This window comes from Paenibacillus chartarius (genome assembly GCF_042432825.1).
Taxonomy (GTDB): Bacteria; Bacillota; Bacilli; order Paenibacillales; family NBRC-103111; genus Gordoniibacillus; species Gordoniibacillus chartarius.
On record NZ_JBHLWN010000044.1, the window covers coordinates 1 to 18,052 of the forward strand.

The window sequence follows — 18,052 nt, forward strand, 5'->3', positions numbered from 1 at the left end:
AAGCTCTTTTTCTATATCCGCTTTTTCCAATTCCTACACCCACGGAGATTTTACACTAACAGCTGACGTCTGACGTCACTTACTCGGCATGCATCCGCTCTTCGTCCGGATCATCGGTCAGCGCTGGCGCATGAATACATATACGCCTTCCTGCCGATGAACGAGCTCGAATCCGCTCTGCTCCAAGCTTCGTCTGGCCGGTGCGACACGCGCTCCCAGCCGCAAAAACCGCTGAGCACGCCGGGCCTGCCCGATCACACTGACGCCTGTAATAATCCCTGCCTTCGGCACGACGGTTAGGGAATACCGGATCGTAACGACATCGCGCTGAACAGGAGTATTGCGCAATTCATCCACCTCCCCCATAGTACTCCATCCAGTAGATGCGAGATTGATAGATTTGGTGAACGGGTAAAGACGGATGATGGCGCCTTCTTCTGTTCATCCACCCCTGTTCGACGAACCGTGCCCCCCGCTTCCTGCCGCACGTTCGAATAGAACCTTCAGTCACCGGCGTAAATAATTAATGCCATAAACTATAATGGTTCGACATTTCCATTTACGATTCGCCATATTATGCCTATACTATTTTCATCCATATTGTGAGGTGACATCATGACCATTTACGATTTTACCGTGCGCAAATCCGACGGCAGTCGCGTGCCGCTGTATGCCTTCGAAGGAAAACCGGTTGTTATCATTAATACAGCGAGCAAATGTACGTTCACACCGCAATTCGCCGATCTGCAAAGCCTTTACGAGCAGTACCGCGCTTCCGGTGTAGAGTTTATCGGCTTCCCGTGCAATCAATTCGGCGAACAGGAGCCGGGCAGCAACCAGGAGGCGGAGTCGTTCTGCCAAATCAATTACGGCGTCAAATTCCCGATCTACGGAAAGCTCGAAGTCAACGGCGACAACGCCCACCCTCTGTTCGATTACTTGAGGAAGGCCGCTCCGTTCAAAGGGTTCGACGATTCGAACATGAACGCCAAGCTGCTCAAAATGATGATTACCGAAAAGAACCCGGAGTGGCTGCTCGGCGACTCGATCAAGTGGAACTTCACGAAATTTCTCATCAACCGGCAAGGGGAAGTCGTTGCGAGATTCGAACCTACCGACGAAATGGATCTGCTTCGGCGAAGCATTGAAGCGCAGCTCCATACCTAAGCAAAGCCAAACCGGACTTCCGTTTCCACCGGCGGAAATCCGGTTTTTGCTGTGCAGCAGCAGAATAGAGGTTAGTCCCCTGCTTGTAAGGTAGTTTCCTTCAGGTAAGCTAGTGAACGGCATGTTACTTCTTACAATCTACCTTGCACTTCTATATAATAAGTTTAGCCATCGGTCCCGGACTAACTCGGATATGATGTAATGATGGATGACTAGCTGCGACTCGGACGAATGATATCCGCTCCGGGTCGCTTTTGTTGGTCATCGACCCAAAACAGAAAGGTGAACATCGACATTATGGAATTCGCACAAGGCACAATCAAGCAGCAAACCGCAACCAAATCATTTTCCCTGTCGCTGCTCTCCTTAACTGCAGGAGCTTTTGCCATCGGCATGACGGAATTCGTCATTATGGGCCTATTGCCCAATGTCGCGGGAGATTTGAACGTCTCGATCTCTGCAGCCGGACAGCTCATTACGATGTACGCGCTCGGCGTTGCCGTAGGAGCTCCGATCCTGACCATCCTCACCCATAAAATGCCGCAAAAGAAGCTGCTCGTCTTCTTAATGATGCTGTTTATTCTCGGAAACGGCATATCTGTCGCGGCCCCGAATTACGCCGTCCTTATGGGTGCCCGCTTAATTACGGCGCTTACGCACGGTACGTTCTTCGGAGTTGGGGCTGTCATCGCCTCAGGCCTCGTTCATCCGGACAAACGAGCCGGCGCCGTATCGATCATGATGGCGGGACTGACGATCGCCAACATTATCGGCGTTCCGTTGGGCACATTCATCGGTCAGCATTGGGGCTGGCGGGCATCGTTCGGCACCATCGCCGTAATGGGCCTGATCACGCTGATCGGAATTCTGCTGTTTATCCCTGCGCTCCGGCAAGAAAAACCCGTCAGCGTCGTTCGTCAGGTTGCCGCGCTCGCCAGTCCCAAGCTGTTGGCTTTTCTCCTCATCGCCGTGCTTGGCAACGCGGGTCTGTTCGCCGTGTTCACCTACATAACGCCGCTGCTAGTGCAGGTAACCGGCTTTGCCGAGCACAGCGTGACCTGGATATTGATTTTGTTCGGCTGCGGGGTTACGATCGGTAATATCGTAGGCGGCAAGCTTGCGGATTGGAAGCTCATGCCTTCCATTCTCGGCATCTATTTGGCGATATGCTTGCTTCTCACGATTTTCACCTTTACCGTGCATAACCCCATTGCCGCCGTCCTCACCATTTTCCTTTGGGGCGCCGGATCCTTTGCCGTATTCCCGGGGATGCAGGTACGGATTATGAGCTTGGCCAAATCCGCTCCGGCGCTGGCCTCCACCACGAGCCATTCCGCCGGCAACCTGGGAAACGCGACGGGCGCTTTCATCGGCGGAGCAGTCATTACCCACATGTCGCTTACCTCCCTTCCATGGGTAGGCGCTGTGCTTGTAGGCTCGGCTTTACTTCTCGGTCTTGCCGTTTATATGGCGGATAAGAAGTCTGCCCAGTAAAAAAAGACAGCCCTTGTTTTGCAAGAAAACCGGGGCTGTCTCTTTTTATCAAAGGCTCTGTTATCTTTGATTGTTGATTTTTGACCAAAAGAAAAACCGCCCTATGGCGGTTCATTCTGAACTATCGTCATAATCCGTTAGCTTAAACCTGCGTAATACGCAAACTCATTACAGGGAGCTTCATATCAGGTCTCACAGTCGAAGGGGATTCCCCTACAACTATTGCCCCGAACCCTTTATAAAAACCCTCTGCATTCGGATCACTCTTTATTCTGATGTGAATAAAATTATTGTTCATCGCTAGTTGGATAGCATGCTTCATTAACTTTTTCCCATAACCTGCACCAATTGAAGTAGGGTCTACAAATAACCAAAATAATTCAGCTTCTTGTTTTGAATTTTCCCTTAACTCGTAAAAGCCCCTAATCGTATTCTCAGCCTCAATCACGAAAATCCAATTATCTAAGATATTTTCTTCAGAGATGCTTAAATCCTTCTTAGCACACTCCATGTACTCTGGATCATATCCCCAGTATGCTTTGGATCTAATTGCTATATCGCTTAAAATTGTTGCTTCTTCAGTCTGGGCTGGTCTAATGTTTGCTCCCATCATCTAATCCATCCCCCTAAGTCAGTTTCAGTGAGCCCTAAGAGCCTAGAGTAGAAGTTCGACTAACAGATTTAAAAAACCTGTAATGTTGAACGAATCTGCCCGTTACTTCAATAAGAATATCAACAACAATGTTTAACAGAGCCTTATCAAAAATTGTATCCGGTCCGCATTCTGGTTAGATGTAAGGGAAACGGAGTCAAAGGATGTGATCGCTATCATCATGCCAATCTTCGTAGCCGTGTGTTTAGGCATATTTTACGAAAAGCTTTACCAATATGCCCTAAGAGCCCAGCTCTCTCAAGCTTAAATATCTCATCCCTTCCTCGAAATCTTTGGCGAAAGATGCCGATACGACGATGTCGGGGAACGACGGCATGGCATAGTTCGCTTTGCATGCATCCCACGTCTCCTTCAGCAGCTGCGCGTCAACCTCTTCGGAATACACGACAATTTGGTCCGGAGCAAGAACGGCATTGAGAATCAGCATCATTTTACAAATGACTTCCGGAAACTCCTCTGCGGCGTCCAAGGCATCCCAGTGCAAGAAATCCAGAGGCAAATATTTAATCTCCCCGGCCATGCCGTCCTTCCCTCTGACGATTTTTCCGTCGATGAAAATCCCCATTCCAGGCGACTTCGTCCCGGGGAAATAGATGCCCAGCACGCACTTTCCTTCGCCGAACTGTTCGCGATGACAGTATCCGCTAACGGCGGCATTGACGTCATTTTCTACGACAACCGGCACCTCAAACCTGGACTGAACCTCTTCGATCAAGCGGATTCCTTTCATCCCGGCACTGCCGCTGACTTTAATTTCCCCATCAACCGATTGGCCCGGTATCCCGATCCCGATCACTCCAACAGCGGGGAACTGCTGCAGTAAATCATCGATGACCGAACAGAGAGCGCTCATGTCGAAGCTTTGCAAACGATGCTCTACAGCGGCGAGGATCTCTTCGCGTAAATTGAATATTTTCGCCAAATACAGTTCGTGATCTTGCTTTTCAATAATTTGAACGACCAATGCGAGACGAAAGTTATAATTGAACCGATACGTTACGGCAGGCCGGCCGCCGTTCGACGGAACCGCATCGTCTTCGAAGAGCTCTCCCGCTTCCACTAGCTCCTTGACCAGCGCGTTAATGGTGACGACGCTAAGCCCTGTCAGCGAAGCGAGCTGCGGCTTGGTCATCTTGCCCGTCTGTTTCAGTTCGCGGCGAACCGAGTTCATATTGAATCCTTTTATTAAATGAGGATGCGCATGTTCCATCTGAGATCACCCGGGCTCACTTTAGTAATTAAACCAACTTTATTAAGTTTATTTATTATACCCTCAATGTGGCTCATTATTCAAGCAGGGTTGCTTCCGCCAATAAATAGATCTTTGATATGGCGGGTTCTTGGCGGGCAGTGAATGAGATCGGCTGCTTTGATCCGATTCTATACAAATAATGCTGCGAGAACCCGCTATACCTCCGCTCGTCGGATGAGACCCCAAAAAAACGACGAATGCTTCGCGGCTTACGATTCCTTATGTCCCGCTATCCACAGAAAACTAGGACACATAAATTCCTGGCTATACACAAACAAAAGCGACTGCTCCCCGGTTCTCGACCGGGAAACAATCGCCGTTGGATCGTCGCCATTGGAGCATCGCCGTAACGCCTCGCAGCGCTTACGGTTCACTCATTGCATACCGCCTGTCAAGCGCTTCGTCCTGCTTCGGCAGCCTCCATCAAACCCTTAATATAGCCGACGCCGAACAGCCGGCCGAGCAGCTCGTAGCCCGGATTGGCATTGTCTTCCCCTTCCATCGTCGGCACATGATCGGGTCTGGCCGGTCCGCGGTACCCTACGTCATAGTAGGTTTTCATCGCTTCCAGCATATTCGTCTTGCCGTCGTCGTGGAACGTCTCCTCGAACTTCTCGGCCGTTCCGCGCACATCCCGGAAATGAACGAAAAATATTTTATCCTGAGCGGCAAACCTGCGGATGACATCGGGAATATGTTCCCCCGCCGTGGCGAGCGTGCCCTGACACAGCGTGATGCCGCTGTAGGGGCTCGGCACCAGATCGATGGCGCGCTGCAGCGCATCGGCGCTTCGCAATATGCGCGATATGCCCCGGATCGGGCTGATCGGCGGATCGTCGGGGTGCAGCGCCAGCTTTACCTTCGCCTTCTCGGCAACGGGGACGATGCGCTCCAAATAGTAGCGCAAATTATTCCAGAGCTGTTCCTCGGTCACGATGCCCGCCTCGGTCAGCGGGGCGTTCTGCATCAGCGCATGATCGTAGCTGGAGACAAGCGCGCCGCCACGGGTACGGGTTGTCGTCGACGTACGGAACCAGTTGAACTGGGCCATGAAATTATAGCACAGCACCTCGATGCCGAGCGCCCCCATGTTCGTAATGAACTGCTGCATCACCTCGATTTCTTCATCGCGCCCGGGCAGCCCGAGCTTGATTGAATTCGTCGGCGGCGCCGATTCGATCACTTTCAGCTCAAGTCCGAAATCCTCGAAACGCCGCTTCATATGAAGCAGATTCATATAGTCCCAGGGCTTCCAGCCATTCTCCTCGCGAGGCAGCGGACCTACCGCATAACCAATGCCCATCTGCTTCGCCAAATGCCAGAGCCGGTTCGGATGAGAGGGAAAAAATTCGGCAAGCTGCATGTCGGATCACTCCTGTAACGGATTATTTTTTACTAAGCTTCGCTTCCGTATCTTTGCCCTTGGCGACAATTTTGTCGTAAGCCTGCTCAAGCGACTGCTTGCCGAAGCTGACGGCTTCCATTTCCGTCGTGTACGTCTTGACGAAGTCTTCCCAGCCCGGAGGCGCCGGATAGAACGGCAGCGCCTTGCCAAGCGCCGCATCGAGCAAATCTTTGCCGATCGTATCGGTCTTCTTCAAATTCGGCTCGAGCTCTTTGTAGATCACATCGTTAATCGGGATCCCTCTCGTCGTGCCGAGCACTCTGCCCGCTTCTTTATCCGTAATGAACCATTTGACGAACTCTTTCGCCTGGGCCTTATATTTGCTCGTGCTGCTGACGCTAAGGAAAATCGTTGACTGCGCCCAGCCGCCGCCCGACGGACCGGTCGGATTGTTTACAACGGCCACTTTCCCCGGCAGCAGCTGCTCCAGCACGCTGACGGAGCCGACGGTCGCCCCGCGCGTCAATGTCGTACCGGACGCCATCGGATCGGCCTTCGGATCGTTTTCTTTGAAGGCTGCCTGCACCTGCGCCGGCGGGATGACGTTATTTTTACGGAAATCGACGTACGTTTGCTGAAATTTGAACCACAGGTCCTTATCGAGATTGAATTTCGTGCCGTCTACCATGACCGGGCCTTTGCCGTACGAGGTTTGGTAGAACTGAAACCAATCCCAACCGGTGGAATTATCGCCAATGCCGTATTTATCCTTGGGCAGCTTCTCCCGCGCTTCCTTCGCGAAGGCGAAGAAATCGTCCCATGTCCAATCCTTCGCAGGCAGCTTGATGCCGGCCGCTTCGAGCTCCGTTTTGTTGAAGACAATCCCCGATCCGTTATGGCTCAGCGGGATGCCGTACAGCTTGCCGTTAATTTTCAAATTGTCCAAGATTTTCGGATCGACGATCCCCTTCAAATCGACATCCGACAAATCCTCGAGCAGCCCCCGCTTGGCATAATCCTGAATGTACGCGCCGTCCATTTGCAGCACGTCCGTCATCGATTTCGAAGCGGCCAGCGTCGTCAGCTTCGTCCAATACGCGTCCCAGGCCAAATATTCCGGCGTAAATTTAATGTTCGGCTTCTGTTGGGAGTACAGCTCGAGTGCCTTCAGCGTCGCCTGGTGTCTGGCGTCAGGTCCCCACCACATGATTTTCAGGTTGGCCGGCGCCGCCGTATCGACTTTCTTGTCCGCATCCGCCGACGCCGGTTTCGCTCCTTGATCTCCGTTGGACGCCCCTGCGCCCCCTCCGCTGCTGCACCCTGCCAGCGTCAAAGCGGCCGCAAGCGTTACGGCTGTGAACATCGTCCATTTGCGCATCTTCTTCGTTCCCCTTTCTGTTCGCCTATTATTGGAACTACCCTTTAAGACCGGTAGTTGCAATCCCTTCCACAAAATGCTTCTGTGCGGCAAAAAATACGACGACCGACGGAAGAATCGACAACAGCGAGATCGCAAGCAGCTGCCCCCACTGCACTTCGAACTGATCGATGAACATGCGCAGACCAAGACCTACGGTATATTTTTCAATCGAGCTTAAATAGAGCACCTGTGAGAAAAAGTCATCCCAGCTCCAGATGAACGTGAAGATGGCCACAGTCACAAGGGCAGGCTTCACCAGCGGAAAGATGACGCGCAGAAATATGCCGTACACCGATGCGCCGTCGATCGTCGCCGCTTCGTCCAGCTCTCTCGGAATGCCGCGAATAAATTGCACGACCAGGAAGACGAAGAACGCGCCTCCTCCGAAGAAGTGCGGAAGAATGAGCGGAATGTAGCTGTCCACTAAGCCCAAATTGTTGTAAATAATGTACTGGGGCACGACCGTCACCTGCCCGGGAAGCATCATCGTCAGCAGCAGGATCGAGAACCAAAACCCGCGCAGCTTAAAACGCAGCCGTGCGAAGCCGTAGGCGACGAGAGCGCTCGTAACGACACCGCCCAGCACGCACCAAAACTCCATGATGAGCGTATTCGTGAAGAACGTTGTGAAGCTGTATTCGGCGTTGTGAAACCAGCCCTTCGTGTAATTGTCCCACATCGGCGTTTCCGGCCAAATCGTCGGCAAGCTCATCTCCGAGTTTTGCTTCAGCGTCGCTCCGACCCACCAGATAACCGGATACAGCATGACAAACGAGAAGGCCAGCAGCACGAGGTGGTTGACCCATCCTTGCGAGCGGAACCGATTGCTCATTTCGCGTTCCCCCCTTCCGACTCGTAATACACCCAGTATTTGGACGCCAAGAAGTTAAGCGCTGTCAAAACAGCGATGATCACAAGCAAAATCCATGCCAGTGCCGAAGCGTAGCCCATCTGGTAGTTTTTAAACGCCTTCTCGAACAGGAATAGCGCATACATGTACGTGGAGTTCGCCGGTCCTCCGTTCGTAATGATAAAGGCCGACGTAAACATTTGAAACGAGCCGATAATTCCGAGCACCAGATTGAAAAACATAACCGGCGACAGCATCGGCAGCGTGATATGCCAAAACTTCCCCAGCGGCCTTGCGCCGTCCACCGCAGCCGATTCGTACAGATCCTGAGGAATTTGCCTGAGCCCGGCCAGGAAAATGACCATCGTCGAGCCGAACTGCCAGGCATTCAGCAGCACCAGCGTATACAGCGACGTATCTGGATTGGACAACCAGGCGACGGCGGGGATATGAAACCAGCCCAGAATATGGTTCACATAGCCCTTCAGGTCGAAAATGTTTCTCCACAGCACGGAAACGGCGATGCTGCCTCCGATCAGCGATGGAAAATAAATCGCCGTCCGGTATGCTGAGATCCCGCGTATGCTCTTGTTCAGCAGCATCGCCACCAAGAGCGAAAAGAACAGCTTAACCGGCACGGAAAGCGCGACAAAGGCGAACGTCACTTGGAGCGATTGACGGAACAGCCCATCCTGCAGGAAAATTTCTTTGTAGTTGCCGATGCCGACCCAGCTCGGATCTTCCAGCAAGGAATATTCTGTGAACGATAGGTAAAAGGACCGTACGATCGGCCATAAGGTGAGCAGGAAAAATCCGATCAGCCATGGGGAAATAAACAAATAACCGGCAACATGGTGGGTACCCGCCGCCTTGCGGGCGCGCAGCCGGGGAACCGCCGCAGCCCTTTCTTGAATCGAAGCTTTCGCCGTCATACCAAAACCCCTCCCGTCTAAATTCCATCTCTATCCACCCAAGATAGCGTTTTCATTTGAATGGAACACATTCAACTTATCAAACTGGAATTTATCTGCACAGGAGGTGAATTTTTGAATTCGTTTGATTTTTTTAGTTCGCGTCGCGGAACTCGCTTGGAGACAATCCGACCTTCTTTTTGAAAATTTGGCTGAAATAGCGGGAGTCCTGATAACCCACCTTTTCGGCTACCTCGTAATTTTTCAACTGCGTTTGCTTGAGCAGCTTCTTCGCTTTGGCGATCCGGATTTCCGTCAAATGCTCAATGAAGGTGACGCCCGTATTCGTTTTGAACAGCGTACTGAGATAGGCCGGGGTAATGTACACCTTCTCCGCTACGGAATGCAGCGTCGCTTTGTCGTATTCCCCTTCCATTAGTGTTAGCGCTTTCTTAATGATCGTACGGTTTTGGTTGTCTTTGGACGTTGACGCCTCGGCGATCCGCTTCACATAGTCGCGCACCGCAGCCTTGATTTCTTGCAGCGTTTGCCTGGTGAGTACCGCCATAATGTCCGGACGAAGCGGAGCGTCGATCTGTCCGGTCGACATTTTTATCCGGAGCTCCAGGCTGATCAACAGATGAATTGTGATGTTATCGACTTCTTCCCGGGGCAGCGGTCCGCTGCGCAGCAGCGCTTCATAGAAGCTGTCGACGGCCTGCTCCGCCCTCTGCGGCGCCTGTTCGTCGATAAGTCGAAGCAGCTCCTCCTCTTGATCATCCGGATAGACCGCTTCGTTCGAGTAGCTGCCGATGCTGTTGAAATAAATGATTTGTCCTGTACCTTGATAAAATTTATGGTTGAGAGCGCTCATCGCTTGGGCGAAACCGGTGTGAAGCTCGGTGAGGTGCTGGCTCGGATTGCCGATTCCAACCGTTACTGTGCGCAAATGGCGGGTATCGTGGCGGAGAAGGCTGCTGTGCAAGGCGCGGATCGTGTCTCTGTCGTCCCAGGAAAATAGCATGCAAACGTGTCCGATTTCATCGAAAAAAACGGGGCAATTTCTTGGTGCGTAACATTTGAGGGTGTCGTACAGCTCCTGCGTTTCGCTTAGACGAGTCCAGGCGCTCGCATCGCCGGAGCTGCTGTCGAACAAGGCTAAGGTCGGGTAACAGTAATGGGCATGAAGCCCCTGCTCGGCGAGCCGTCTTTGGATTTCCTCAGGCCGGGTGCATCCGCTGCGGATCAAGTCCGGCAGCGACGGGCTCCCGGCGGCTCGAAACTCTTCCCTGCCCGCCGTGAAGGCGGCTGCGGTATTCGGTTTATTATGCTGCATACCCCGCTCTCCTTTCATTGGACAAGATGGCTATGAAAGTTCAACCGGTATAATGCTTGTAGAAATCAAGCCCCCGGATCAGCTTCTCCTCCGTCACATCCACATTGCCCGTCTTGATCAGATCGAGCAGCTCCAGATGGGAATCCGGAATGCTGTAGCCTTGATGATCGTGGTTCGTAACGGAGATGAACCGCATAATTTTCGTCTTGATCCGGTTCCATATGTCCAGAAACAGCGCATTGCCGCTTCGTTCGTAGAAGTATCCGTGGAAATCCATATCCAGCTCCACAAGCCGGAACGGATCGCCGTTATCCACGGACTCCCTCATCCCTTTCACAATATTCTCCAAATGTTCGATGTCTTGCGCGGTCAACACATTCATCGTAGCTCTCAAAGCATGACCTTCGATCAGCTGCCGCAGCTCGTAGATATCGCGGATTTCCTGGGGCGTGATTTCGGAGACGGCCGAACCCTTGTTTGTCTTGCCGACGATTAAGCCTTCCTGCTTGAGACGTTCCAACGCCTCTCTGACCGGAGCCTGACTGACGCCGAATGCCTTCGTCAGATCCAGCACAATAAGGCGGTAGCCGGGCGGCAGCTCCCCCTTCATAATTTGTCTCTTCAATGTACTGTAAACGTATTCGGTTAAAGACATCGGAGCCGGCGCTTGCGCCAGGTTGATCGGTTCCATTCGGATCGGATCCCCCTTTCCTGAATTATCGATAATCGATAACTTGATACTAGCTGCGATCCCCAAATATTGTCAAGGGATAAATGTCCTCATCTTTCGGCGCCTTTTCTCTCCTCGGCAAATGAAAAAAATCAAACAAAATCATAATTTTACGGCATCGCCTTTCCGGACGCCCCCTCGTTAAGATGATGTTGTATCCAGGATCGCATGCCGCAGCTGTGGAGGTGTTGTTGAAATTGTCCAAACGTGTAGTGTTCATTACGGACGCGGACAGCAAGTCCGGTCAAGCGCTCGTCCGCCGGTTCGCCCGGGACGGCTCCGGGCTGCTCCTGAACAGCGTCTCGGGCGGCGAAGCGCTGCAAGAATGTCTTGATTCCGCGAGGGCGTTCGGCTGCGAGGCAGTCGTCGCCAATATCGATCTCTGTCGAAGCGCCGAGGTTGCCGCTCTGCTGGCGGAAGCAGAGACGAAGCTTGGCTCTGTGGACGTGCTGCTGCACAATCAGTGCGCCATAAGTCCCGCCGGAGTTGAACATGGTGACGAAGCGGCGTTCTTGAACATCGTGCAAGCGAATGCCAAGACGGCGTTCTTCTGCACCCAGGCAGTCGGCAAACAAATGGCGGCAAGGGGATCGGGTGCCGTCGTCTTCGTCGGGTCGATTCATGCCGACAAGCCTGCCGGAGCATCGATGCCCTTCAGCGCTTCGCAAGGCGCCGTCAAGATGCTGGCCCGGGAAGCGGCGCTGTTTCTCGGCAGGTACGGCGTCAGAGTCAATATGATCGAAATGGGACCGGTCGAGGGAGCAGCGGAGCAGTTCCGAAGCGATATCTCCGCCTTGTACGATTCGTATAGGTACAAAGTACCGAGCGGGCTGCCGGGTACGTACGAGGACATGGCCGAGCTGGCCTATTTCCTTGCCGGCGCAGAATCGCGCTATGTGAATGGAGCCGACATTCGGCTCGACGGCGGCTTCCTGATGCATTATATGGATCACAGGATGAAGAAGCCAGACGACTTGGAGGTTGATCCGGCATGAGTTTGGCGGGGAAATCGGCGTTAGTGACCGGCGCCGGCACGGGGATCGGCCAAGGTATTGCCGTCGAGCTGGCAAGACGCGGCGTGAAGGTCGCCGTGCACTACAATTCGAGCGCAGCGGGCGCGCTCGAAACGAAACGTCAAATCGACGAACTTGGCGGCGAGGCGCTGCTTGTGCAAGCCGATGTCGCCCGGCAGGCGGACATCGAACGCATGACTGTCGAAGCTGCGGACCGCTTCGGAGGTATCGATATTCTTGTCAACAATGCGGCGCTGCAGCTCAACATCGATTGGGCGGACTATTCGGAGGAGCAATTTGACCGGATGTTCGCCATTAATCTAAAGGGCTACTGGCAGTGCACCCAAGCCGTCCTTCCGTTCATGAAGGCGAAGATGAGCGGCCGCATTATTTATATTTCCTCTGTCCACGGCAAACGACCGACGGATTTCGACGCCGTCTACTGCATGACTAAGGGCGGAGTCAAAATGCTGGCCCGGGAAAGCGCTATCGAGCTGGCCCAATACGGCATCACCGTCAATACGATCGAGCCGGGAGCCGTCGATGTCGGCAAGTTCCGAGATTCTCACCGGCAGCCGAGCCGCAAGAAGTTCCCGCTCGGCCGGGTCGGCCTGCCGTCGGACGTCGCCGCCTTGGTATGCTTCATTGCGTCCGGCGAAACCGATTATTTATCCGGCGCTTCGATCCGGTTGGACGGCGCTTCGATGCTGATGTAGCTGATGCAGCGCCTATCTGTTCGTCATTATTTTGCCCAAAGGAGCGGTATCTAAGGTGACCCAACAAACGTATGAAAGCACTCTTGCCCACGTCAATACTTATTCTTCCCCGTCGGAGCTGCGAATTACCGACATCCGCTTTGCCGACATCGCCGGCGCCCCGATGCATTGCAGCTTGATCAAGGTATACACGAATCAAGGTCTGGTCGGCTTCGGCGAAGTCCGTGACGGCGCCGACAAAGCGTTCGCGCTCATGCTGAAAGGCCGGCTGCTGGGCGAGAATCCTTGCCAGATCGACAAGCTGTTCCGCCGCATCAAGCAGTTCGGCGGCCATGCCCGCCAAGGCGGCGGCGTCAGCGGCCTGGAGATTGCCCTCTGGGATATAGCCGGCAAAGCGTACGGCATTCCGATTTACCAAATGCTCGGCGGCAAGTTCCGCGACAAAATCCGGATGTACTGCGATACCGACGTGAACGGTAAGGACTCCGGCACCGCAATGGGCGAAGCACTCAAGAAGCGGATGGAAAAAGGCTTCACCTTCTTGAAAATGGACCTCGGCATCAACCAAATCATCCACGAGCCTGGGACGCTCAGCGCGCCGCTCGGATTTTTGGAGGAAATGAGAGCGCTGTCGACAGCATGGTACGGGCGCAAGAGTGCGCCGCTGCCGCCGCAGGAGCTGAGAACGCTGCGGAACCGCCATTACGATATTTACAATATTGCCCATCCCTTCACCGGCATTCATGTCACGGAGAAAGGGCTCGATATGCTCGAGCAATATGTCGCCGACGTCAGATCGGTTATTGGCTATGAGGTGCCGCTGGCGATCGATCACTTCGGCCATATCGGGCTGCAGGACTGTATCAGGCTCGGCCGCCGCATCGACAAATACAATTTGGCCTGGATGGAAGACATGATTCCTTGGCAGTACACCGACCAGTATGCTCAGCTCGCGAGAGCGGTAACGACTCCGGTGTGCACCGGCGAGGACATCTATTTGAAGGAAAACTTCCTTCCGCTGCTTGAGGCCGGCGGCGTCTCCGTCATCCATCCCGACGTACTTACGGCCGGGGGCATCCTTGAAACGAAAAAGATCGGCGATCTGGCGCAGGAGCACGGCGTGGCGATGGCCATCCATATGGCGGAAAGTCCTATCGCCTGCTTGGCGGCCGTTCATGCCGCTGCGGCAACCGAGAACTTCCTCGCCCTCGAGTATCACTCCGTCGATATCGACTGGTGGGACGATCTCATCGTCAGCAAGCTGCCGAAGCCACTCGTCCAGAACGGCTTCATCGCCGTACCCGACGCCCCCGGACTCGGCATCGAAGAGCTGAACGACGAAGTGATCGCCCAGCATCTGCATCCCGAAATTCCCGGACTGTGGGAAGAAACGTCCGTATGGGATCATTACTGGTCCAACGACCGTTTATGGAGTTAGTTCCCCGTACAGATCCCCAATACATCATATAGCGAGGTGGCGGCAATGAAATTTGACAACGCGGAAGATATTGTACAGTGGACACCGCTCTGGCAAGGCGAGCGCTTTCCGAACGGCCGGCCCAAGGTTCCCGCCGACGTACTCCGCCGGTTAGGCCGTATTACGTTGGAGGAGGCGTGGGGACCGCTCTGGTCGCGCGGCTACCAAAGTCAATTCGAAGGCGACTTCAAAATCATTCATCCGGGCAAAGTGATTGTCGGCCGGGCCGTGACCGCCGTCATGGTGCCGAAGCGCCCCGATTTGCACGACACGCTGCTTCGGTACGGCCATGAGCAGGAAGGCCGCAGAGGCTTCTTCAACCAATGGGTGATCGACACGCTGGAAGAGGATGACGTCGTTGTCGTCGATATGTTTGACAAAATCTATCAGGGCACGTACGTAGGCGGCAACTTGTCGACGGCCATTTCGACCCGGACGAAGCGCGGCGGGGCTGTCATCTGGGGCGGCATTCGCGACAATCAGCAGGTCATGGAAATCGAAAATATCAACGTCTATTTTCGCGGCAGCGACCCGACGGCGATCGCCGACGTGACGATGGTCGGCATGAACGTGCCGACCCGGATCGGCCGCGCGGTGTGCCTGCCCGGCGACGTCGTGCTCGGCACTCCGTCCGGCGTGATCTTCATCCCCGCCCATCTCGCCGAGCTGACCGCAATCCATGCGGAGAAGTCCCAGGTGCGCGACGTGTTCGGCTTTGTCCGGCTGCGGGACCAGACATATACGACCGCCCAAATCGATTCGGCTTGGAGCACGGCGATGTGGCAGGACTTCTTGAACTGGTTCCAAAGCGATGAAGCGGCCGCCCCGTACCGCCACTTGACCTGGAACGACGAGCTGGAGGAAGCTCGCAAACTGGAAGCCGCCGGACCGTCCAGCGACGTGCGGCTGTAACGAAGGAGCGGAAGCGCTGTGGATCAAGCTGTACTCGGCCGGACCGGCCTGTCCGTCACCAAGCTCGGTTACGGAGCGATGGAAATTCGCGGCCCCCGCGTATGGAGCGGCAAGCCGGTATCCGACGCCGACTCCGAGCGAATTCTGAACGCCGTCCTCGACGCCGGGATCAATTTCATCGACACGTCCTATGACTACGGCCGAAGCGAGGAATTGATCGGGCGCTTCATCGGCCATCGCCGCAGCGAATTCATTCTGGCGACCAAGTGCGGATGCACGCTGGTCGACTGCGGCGACCACGACGAGACGCCGCATGTATGGACCCGCGATAACCTGCTCCATAATATCGACACTAGCCTGCGGCGGATGAAGACGGACTACATCGACGTGCTTCAGCTCCACGGCCCCACCGTTCAGCAGGCTGAAGAAGGCCGGCTCGTCGACGTGATGAAAGAAATTCAAGCGACCGGCAAGGTACGCTGGATCGGCATTTCCTCCTACGTGCCGCATCTTCCCGCCTACATAGGGTGGAACGATTTCGATACGTTCCAAATCCCCTACTCGGCTCTCGAGCGTGAGCACGAGCAGCTGATTACGCATGCGGCGGCGACGGGCGCAGGCGTCATTATCCGAGGCGGCGTCGGTCAAGGCGAACCCGGTATCGGCCGCGGCTCGGCGGAACGTTGGGCCGCATGGGAGCGGGCGAAGCTTGACGAGCTGCTTGAGGAAGGCGAGCAGCGGACCGGCTTCCTGCTTCGCTTCACGCTGTCCCACCCGCATATGGCCACGACGATCGTCGGCACGAAGAACCCGGCGCACCTCATGGACAACATTCGTCACGCCGCCAAAGGCCCGCTTCCCCAAGAGGTGTATGAGGAAGCGAAGCGGCGTCTTGACGCCATCGGGCAAACGGCGCTATCGATGTAAAGTCACTAAGGCCGTCTCCTCAAGTAGTTGAGCCTACTTGAAGAGACGGCCTCTTTCATGCTGCAGAAACCTTTGCTTCAAGTTAATAATTCCCATTATAGTCAGTAATAAAGAAACTTTAATTGATTTTTAGAATCTAATTCTCAGTAAAAGAAGGAGGCGAAAAAATAAGTATGAGTAAAAGGATTGCCTTCATTACAACGGCGTTCATCGCCACAAGCGGCCTTCTTCCCGGCATCATGACTGTGGCGAACGCTGCGGAATATGCACAGCCGGGGATAAGCTCTTTTCAACCGCTTGCACCATGTCTCGCTTTGCGGCAGCCGAAAGAATTAAACTTACTATCAGCAGCAACCCTCTATGATCATCCGTTTCGTAATTTTCGGTATACCGCAGTTGGCGAGGTCTTGCCTCAAACGGTTCAAGTAAGCAAGGTAGATTTTTATTATCCTGGGAATTTTCTGATTCATACGTGGCTTGGAGAAAGATGGATCCACGTAAATTATCAAGACTACACCCTTCCACACCCCAAGAATCTCAAGTTATGGCAGCGCACAGCCCTTTACAAGGAACGCAAAGATCTATCTGAACCAGTATCCTATCTGGATCCTCAAACCGTTACTGTCCTCGATGCCGATCCGGATTGGTATCATCCTGGCGGATTCCATGCGTTTCGTATTGCCACAAGCAGCGGGCAGTCTGGATGGGTGAAACTGTACAGCGAGGAAATCGGCGCGGAGGAATCCACAGATATTACCGTGTACGTTCCTGATCGCAATAATATTTATGCGGAACCGATTCGCGGACCGTATTATGCTGAGCCTGTTGAGACAAAGGAGCAGCCGTATTTTGCCAAGGCCCGCTCTTGCTACTGGAATGCGGCAAATCCTAGCATGCAATATTACGAGATAGAGACCGCGCAAGGATTCGGGTGGATCTCAAGCTATTCTTTGTCACCGGAATACAGCACCCTCCCTATCGTTACTGACGATAATACGGAACTCGAGCTGTCCAACCGGACGATGGCATTTCGTTTTCCTCGCTGGGAGAACACGGTTGCAGGGTTATTGGAAGCCGGAACAAGAACGGCTTCGCGCAGCTTGCGTCTTGACGACAAAGTCTGGTACGAGGTCGATTCACAGTACGGCAAGGTATGGGTTCAGGAACGATACGCTGATCCTGCCGATGCTGTGGAAGTGGACGAATCGCTTGTGATGAAGGATCTATTTTCCCTTTCTTTGTACCCAAACGTAACATCATTGAATCCAAAGTATTACTCGATGAAATATGCGCCTCAAACGCTGCATATCACAGCGCGTTGGAAAGAATCACCGGGCTCCCCCAGGTCATGGCTGCAGGTAGACGCAGAGGATGGCAAAGCTTGGCTCCATGTGATTGAGGTTCATGAACCGACGGTAGTATATTCTTGGCAAGACGGCGGATATCATGCAAGCATGCTGCCGAAAGGAACGTATCTTGAAAATCGAAATTATGCGAACGGAGGAACCTTCTTTCGTTTATATGGCGTAACCTACAACGGAAAAACATACGGAATCCCGTATAAAATTCCCCTGGAAAGCATTGAAGGCTATCAAGCTGTGGACACGGTACTACAACTAACAACGACAACGCAACTGCAGCAAACACCTGACGGCAATATGCCGGGCTGGCCTTGGAGCGGCGCCTCCCTTTCGCCGCAAACCGTTAAACTAAAAGGGAAGTGGGAGTCATCGGACGGCCGAACCTATGGCCTGCTCGACAGCTACGCAGGCGAAGCGTGGATCTCGCTGGATTAGTGTAATGTACATCCGAATAAAGGGGCTTTCCCT

The 18,052-nt window shown here is 53.8% G+C and carries 17 protein-coding genes; 8 read left to right on the forward strand and 9 right to left on the reverse strand.

Going from position 1 to position 18,052, the window contains the following annotated elements:
- Positions 1-117 precede the first annotated feature (117 nt).
- A complete protein-coding gene (locus ACFFK0_RS11055) occupies positions 118-348 on the reverse strand; it encodes a hypothetical protein (RefSeq protein WP_377470233.1) in 231 nt (76 codons plus the stop codon).
- 267 nt (positions 349-615) lie between these two features.
- Between ACFFK0_RS11055 and ACFFK0_RS11060 the strand changes: the two genes are divergently transcribed.
- Positions 616-1,167 (forward strand): glutathione peroxidase, encoded by a 552-nt coding sequence (locus tag ACFFK0_RS11060; protein ID WP_377470234.1) that lies wholly within the window; start codon positions 616-618, stop codon positions 1,165-1,167.
- Between the two features lie 297 nt (positions 1,168-1,464).
- Positions 1,465-2,661: an MFS transporter gene (locus ACFFK0_RS11065; RefSeq protein WP_377470235.1), complete on the forward strand. Its 1,197-nt coding sequence runs from the start codon at positions 1,465-1,467 to the stop codon at positions 2,659-2,661.
- A 142-nt stretch (positions 2,662-2,803) separates the two neighbouring features.
- Here ACFFK0_RS11065 and ACFFK0_RS11070 read toward each other — a convergent pair whose 3' ends face one another.
- The 8 genes from ACFFK0_RS11070 to ACFFK0_RS11105 all read right to left on the reverse strand — a co-directional run bounded on the left by ACFFK0_RS11070 (position 2,804) and on the right by ACFFK0_RS11105 (position 11,139).
- Entirely contained in the window at positions 2,804-3,274 is a 471-nt protein-coding gene (locus ACFFK0_RS11070; protein ID WP_377470236.1) for a GNAT family N-acetyltransferase, read from the reverse strand.
- 280 nt (positions 3,275-3,554) lie between these two features.
- Positions 3,555-4,505: an ROK family transcriptional regulator gene (locus ACFFK0_RS11075; RefSeq protein ID WP_377470237.1), complete on the reverse strand. Its 951-nt coding sequence runs from the start codon at positions 4,503-4,505 to the stop codon at positions 3,555-3,557.
- A 472-nt stretch (positions 4,506-4,977) separates the two neighbouring features.
- Complete coding sequence (locus tag ACFFK0_RS11080) at positions 4,978-5,949, reverse strand: mannonate dehydratase (RefSeq protein ID WP_377470238.1); 972 nt, start codon at positions 5,947-5,949, stop codon at positions 4,978-4,980.
- Positions 5,950-5,971: 22 nt separating this feature from the next.
- Positions 5,972-7,309 (reverse strand): extracellular solute-binding protein, encoded by a 1,338-nt coding sequence (locus ACFFK0_RS11085; RefSeq protein ID WP_377470239.1) that lies wholly within the window; start codon positions 7,307-7,309, stop codon positions 5,972-5,974.
- 37 nt (positions 7,310-7,346) lie between these two features.
- A complete protein-coding gene (locus ACFFK0_RS11090; protein WP_377470240.1) occupies positions 7,347-8,183 on the reverse strand; it encodes a carbohydrate ABC transporter permease in 837 nt (278 codons plus the stop codon).
- Positions 8,180-9,133: a carbohydrate ABC transporter permease gene (locus ACFFK0_RS11095; RefSeq protein ID WP_377470241.1), complete on the reverse strand. Its 954-nt coding sequence runs from the start codon at positions 9,131-9,133 to the stop codon at positions 8,180-8,182. Before ACFFK0_RS11095 ends, ACFFK0_RS11090 begins: the two co-directional genes overlap by 4 nt.
- Before the next feature lie 133 nt (positions 9,134-9,266).
- Positions 9,267-10,448, reverse strand: a complete 1,182-nt coding sequence (locus ACFFK0_RS11100) for a helix-turn-helix domain-containing protein (protein WP_377470242.1) — start codon at positions 10,446-10,448, stop codon at positions 9,267-9,269.
- A 40-nt stretch (positions 10,449-10,488) separates the two neighbouring features.
- Complete coding sequence (locus tag ACFFK0_RS11105; protein WP_377470243.1) at positions 10,489-11,139, reverse strand: GntR family transcriptional regulator; 651 nt, start codon at positions 11,137-11,139, stop codon at positions 10,489-10,491.
- Between the two features lie 236 nt (positions 11,140-11,375).
- Here ACFFK0_RS11105 and ACFFK0_RS11110 point away from each other — a divergent pair, with 236 nt between their 5' ends.
- The 6 genes from ACFFK0_RS11110 to ACFFK0_RS11135 all read left to right on the forward strand — a co-directional run bounded on the left by ACFFK0_RS11110 (position 11,376) and on the right by ACFFK0_RS11135 (position 18,019).
- The gene (locus tag ACFFK0_RS11110) at positions 11,376-12,173 is read left to right on the forward strand and encodes an SDR family NAD(P)-dependent oxidoreductase (protein ID WP_377470244.1); all 798 of its coding nucleotides are present in this window, start codon (positions 11,376-11,378) and stop codon (positions 12,171-12,173) included.
- Positions 12,170-12,907, forward strand: a complete 738-nt coding sequence (locus tag ACFFK0_RS11115) for an SDR family NAD(P)-dependent oxidoreductase (RefSeq protein ID WP_377470245.1) — start codon at positions 12,170-12,172, stop codon at positions 12,905-12,907. The genes ACFFK0_RS11110 and ACFFK0_RS11115 overlap by 4 nt, the downstream gene beginning before the upstream one ends.
- Positions 12,908-12,962: 55 nt before the next feature.
- Positions 12,963-14,345, forward strand: a complete 1,383-nt coding sequence (locus ACFFK0_RS11120) for a mandelate racemase/muconate lactonizing enzyme family protein (RefSeq protein ID WP_377470247.1) — start codon at positions 12,963-12,965, stop codon at positions 14,343-14,345.
- A 45-nt stretch (positions 14,346-14,390) separates the two neighbouring features.
- On the forward strand, positions 14,391-15,296 hold the full coding sequence (locus ACFFK0_RS11125) for an RraA family protein (RefSeq protein WP_377470248.1): 906 nt from the start codon (positions 14,391-14,393) through the stop codon (positions 15,294-15,296).
- An 18-nt stretch (positions 15,297-15,314) separates the two neighbouring features.
- Complete coding sequence (locus ACFFK0_RS11130) at positions 15,315-16,223, forward strand: aldo/keto reductase (protein ID WP_377470249.1); 909 nt, start codon at positions 15,315-15,317, stop codon at positions 16,221-16,223.
- A 173-nt stretch (positions 16,224-16,396) separates the two neighbouring features.
- Positions 16,397-18,019, forward strand: a complete 1,623-nt coding sequence (locus ACFFK0_RS11135; protein ID WP_377470250.1) for a hypothetical protein — start codon at positions 16,397-16,399, stop codon at positions 18,017-18,019.
- The last annotated feature ends 33 nt before the right edge of the window (positions 18,020-18,052 follow it).

Bases quoted from the DNA above. Each gene is read 5' to 3' on its own strand.
- ACFFK0_RS11075 (WP_377470237.1), bottom strand. From the start codon at position 4,505: ATGAACTCGGTTCGCCGCGAACTGAAACAGACGGGCAAGATGACCAAG.
- ACFFK0_RS11085 (WP_377470239.1), bottom strand. From the start codon at position 7,309: ATGCGCAAATGGACGATGTTCACAGCCGTAACGCTTGCGGCCGCTTTG.
- ACFFK0_RS11135 (WP_377470250.1), top strand. From the start codon at position 16,397: ATGAGTAAAAGGATTGCCTTCATTACAACGGCGTTCATCGCCACAAGC.
- ACFFK0_RS11115 (WP_377470245.1), top strand. From the start codon at position 12,170: ATGAGTTTGGCGGGGAAATCGGCGTTAGTGACCGGCGCCGGCACGGGG.
- ACFFK0_RS11080 (WP_377470238.1), bottom strand. From the start codon at position 5,949: ATGCAGCTTGCCGAATTTTTTCCCTCTCATCCGAACCGGCTCTGGCAT.
- ACFFK0_RS11125 (WP_377470248.1), top strand. From the start codon at position 14,391: ATGAAATTTGACAACGCGGAAGATATTGTACAGTGGACACCGCTCTGG.
- ACFFK0_RS11100 (WP_377470242.1), bottom strand. From the start codon at position 10,448: ATGCAGCATAATAAACCGAATACCGCAGCCGCCTTCACGGCGGGCAGG.
- ACFFK0_RS11060 (WP_377470234.1), top strand. From the start codon at position 616: ATGACCATTTACGATTTTACCGTGCGCAAATCCGACGGCAGTCGCGTG.
- ACFFK0_RS11095 (WP_377470241.1), bottom strand. From the start codon at position 9,133: ATGACGGCGAAAGCTTCGATTCAAGAAAGGGCTGCGGCGGTTCCCCGG.
- ACFFK0_RS11065 (WP_377470235.1), top strand. From the start codon at position 1,465: ATGGAATTCGCACAAGGCACAATCAAGCAGCAAACCGCAACCAAATCA.
- ACFFK0_RS11070 (WP_377470236.1), bottom strand. From the start codon at position 3,274: ATGATGGGAGCAAACATTAGACCAGCCCAGACTGAAGAAGCAACAATT.
- ACFFK0_RS11105 (WP_377470243.1), bottom strand. From the start codon at position 11,139: ATGGAACCGATCAACCTGGCGCAAGCGCCGGCTCCGATGTCTTTAACC.
- ACFFK0_RS11090 (WP_377470240.1), bottom strand. From the start codon at position 8,183: ATGAGCAATCGGTTCCGCTCGCAAGGATGGGTCAACCACCTCGTGCTG.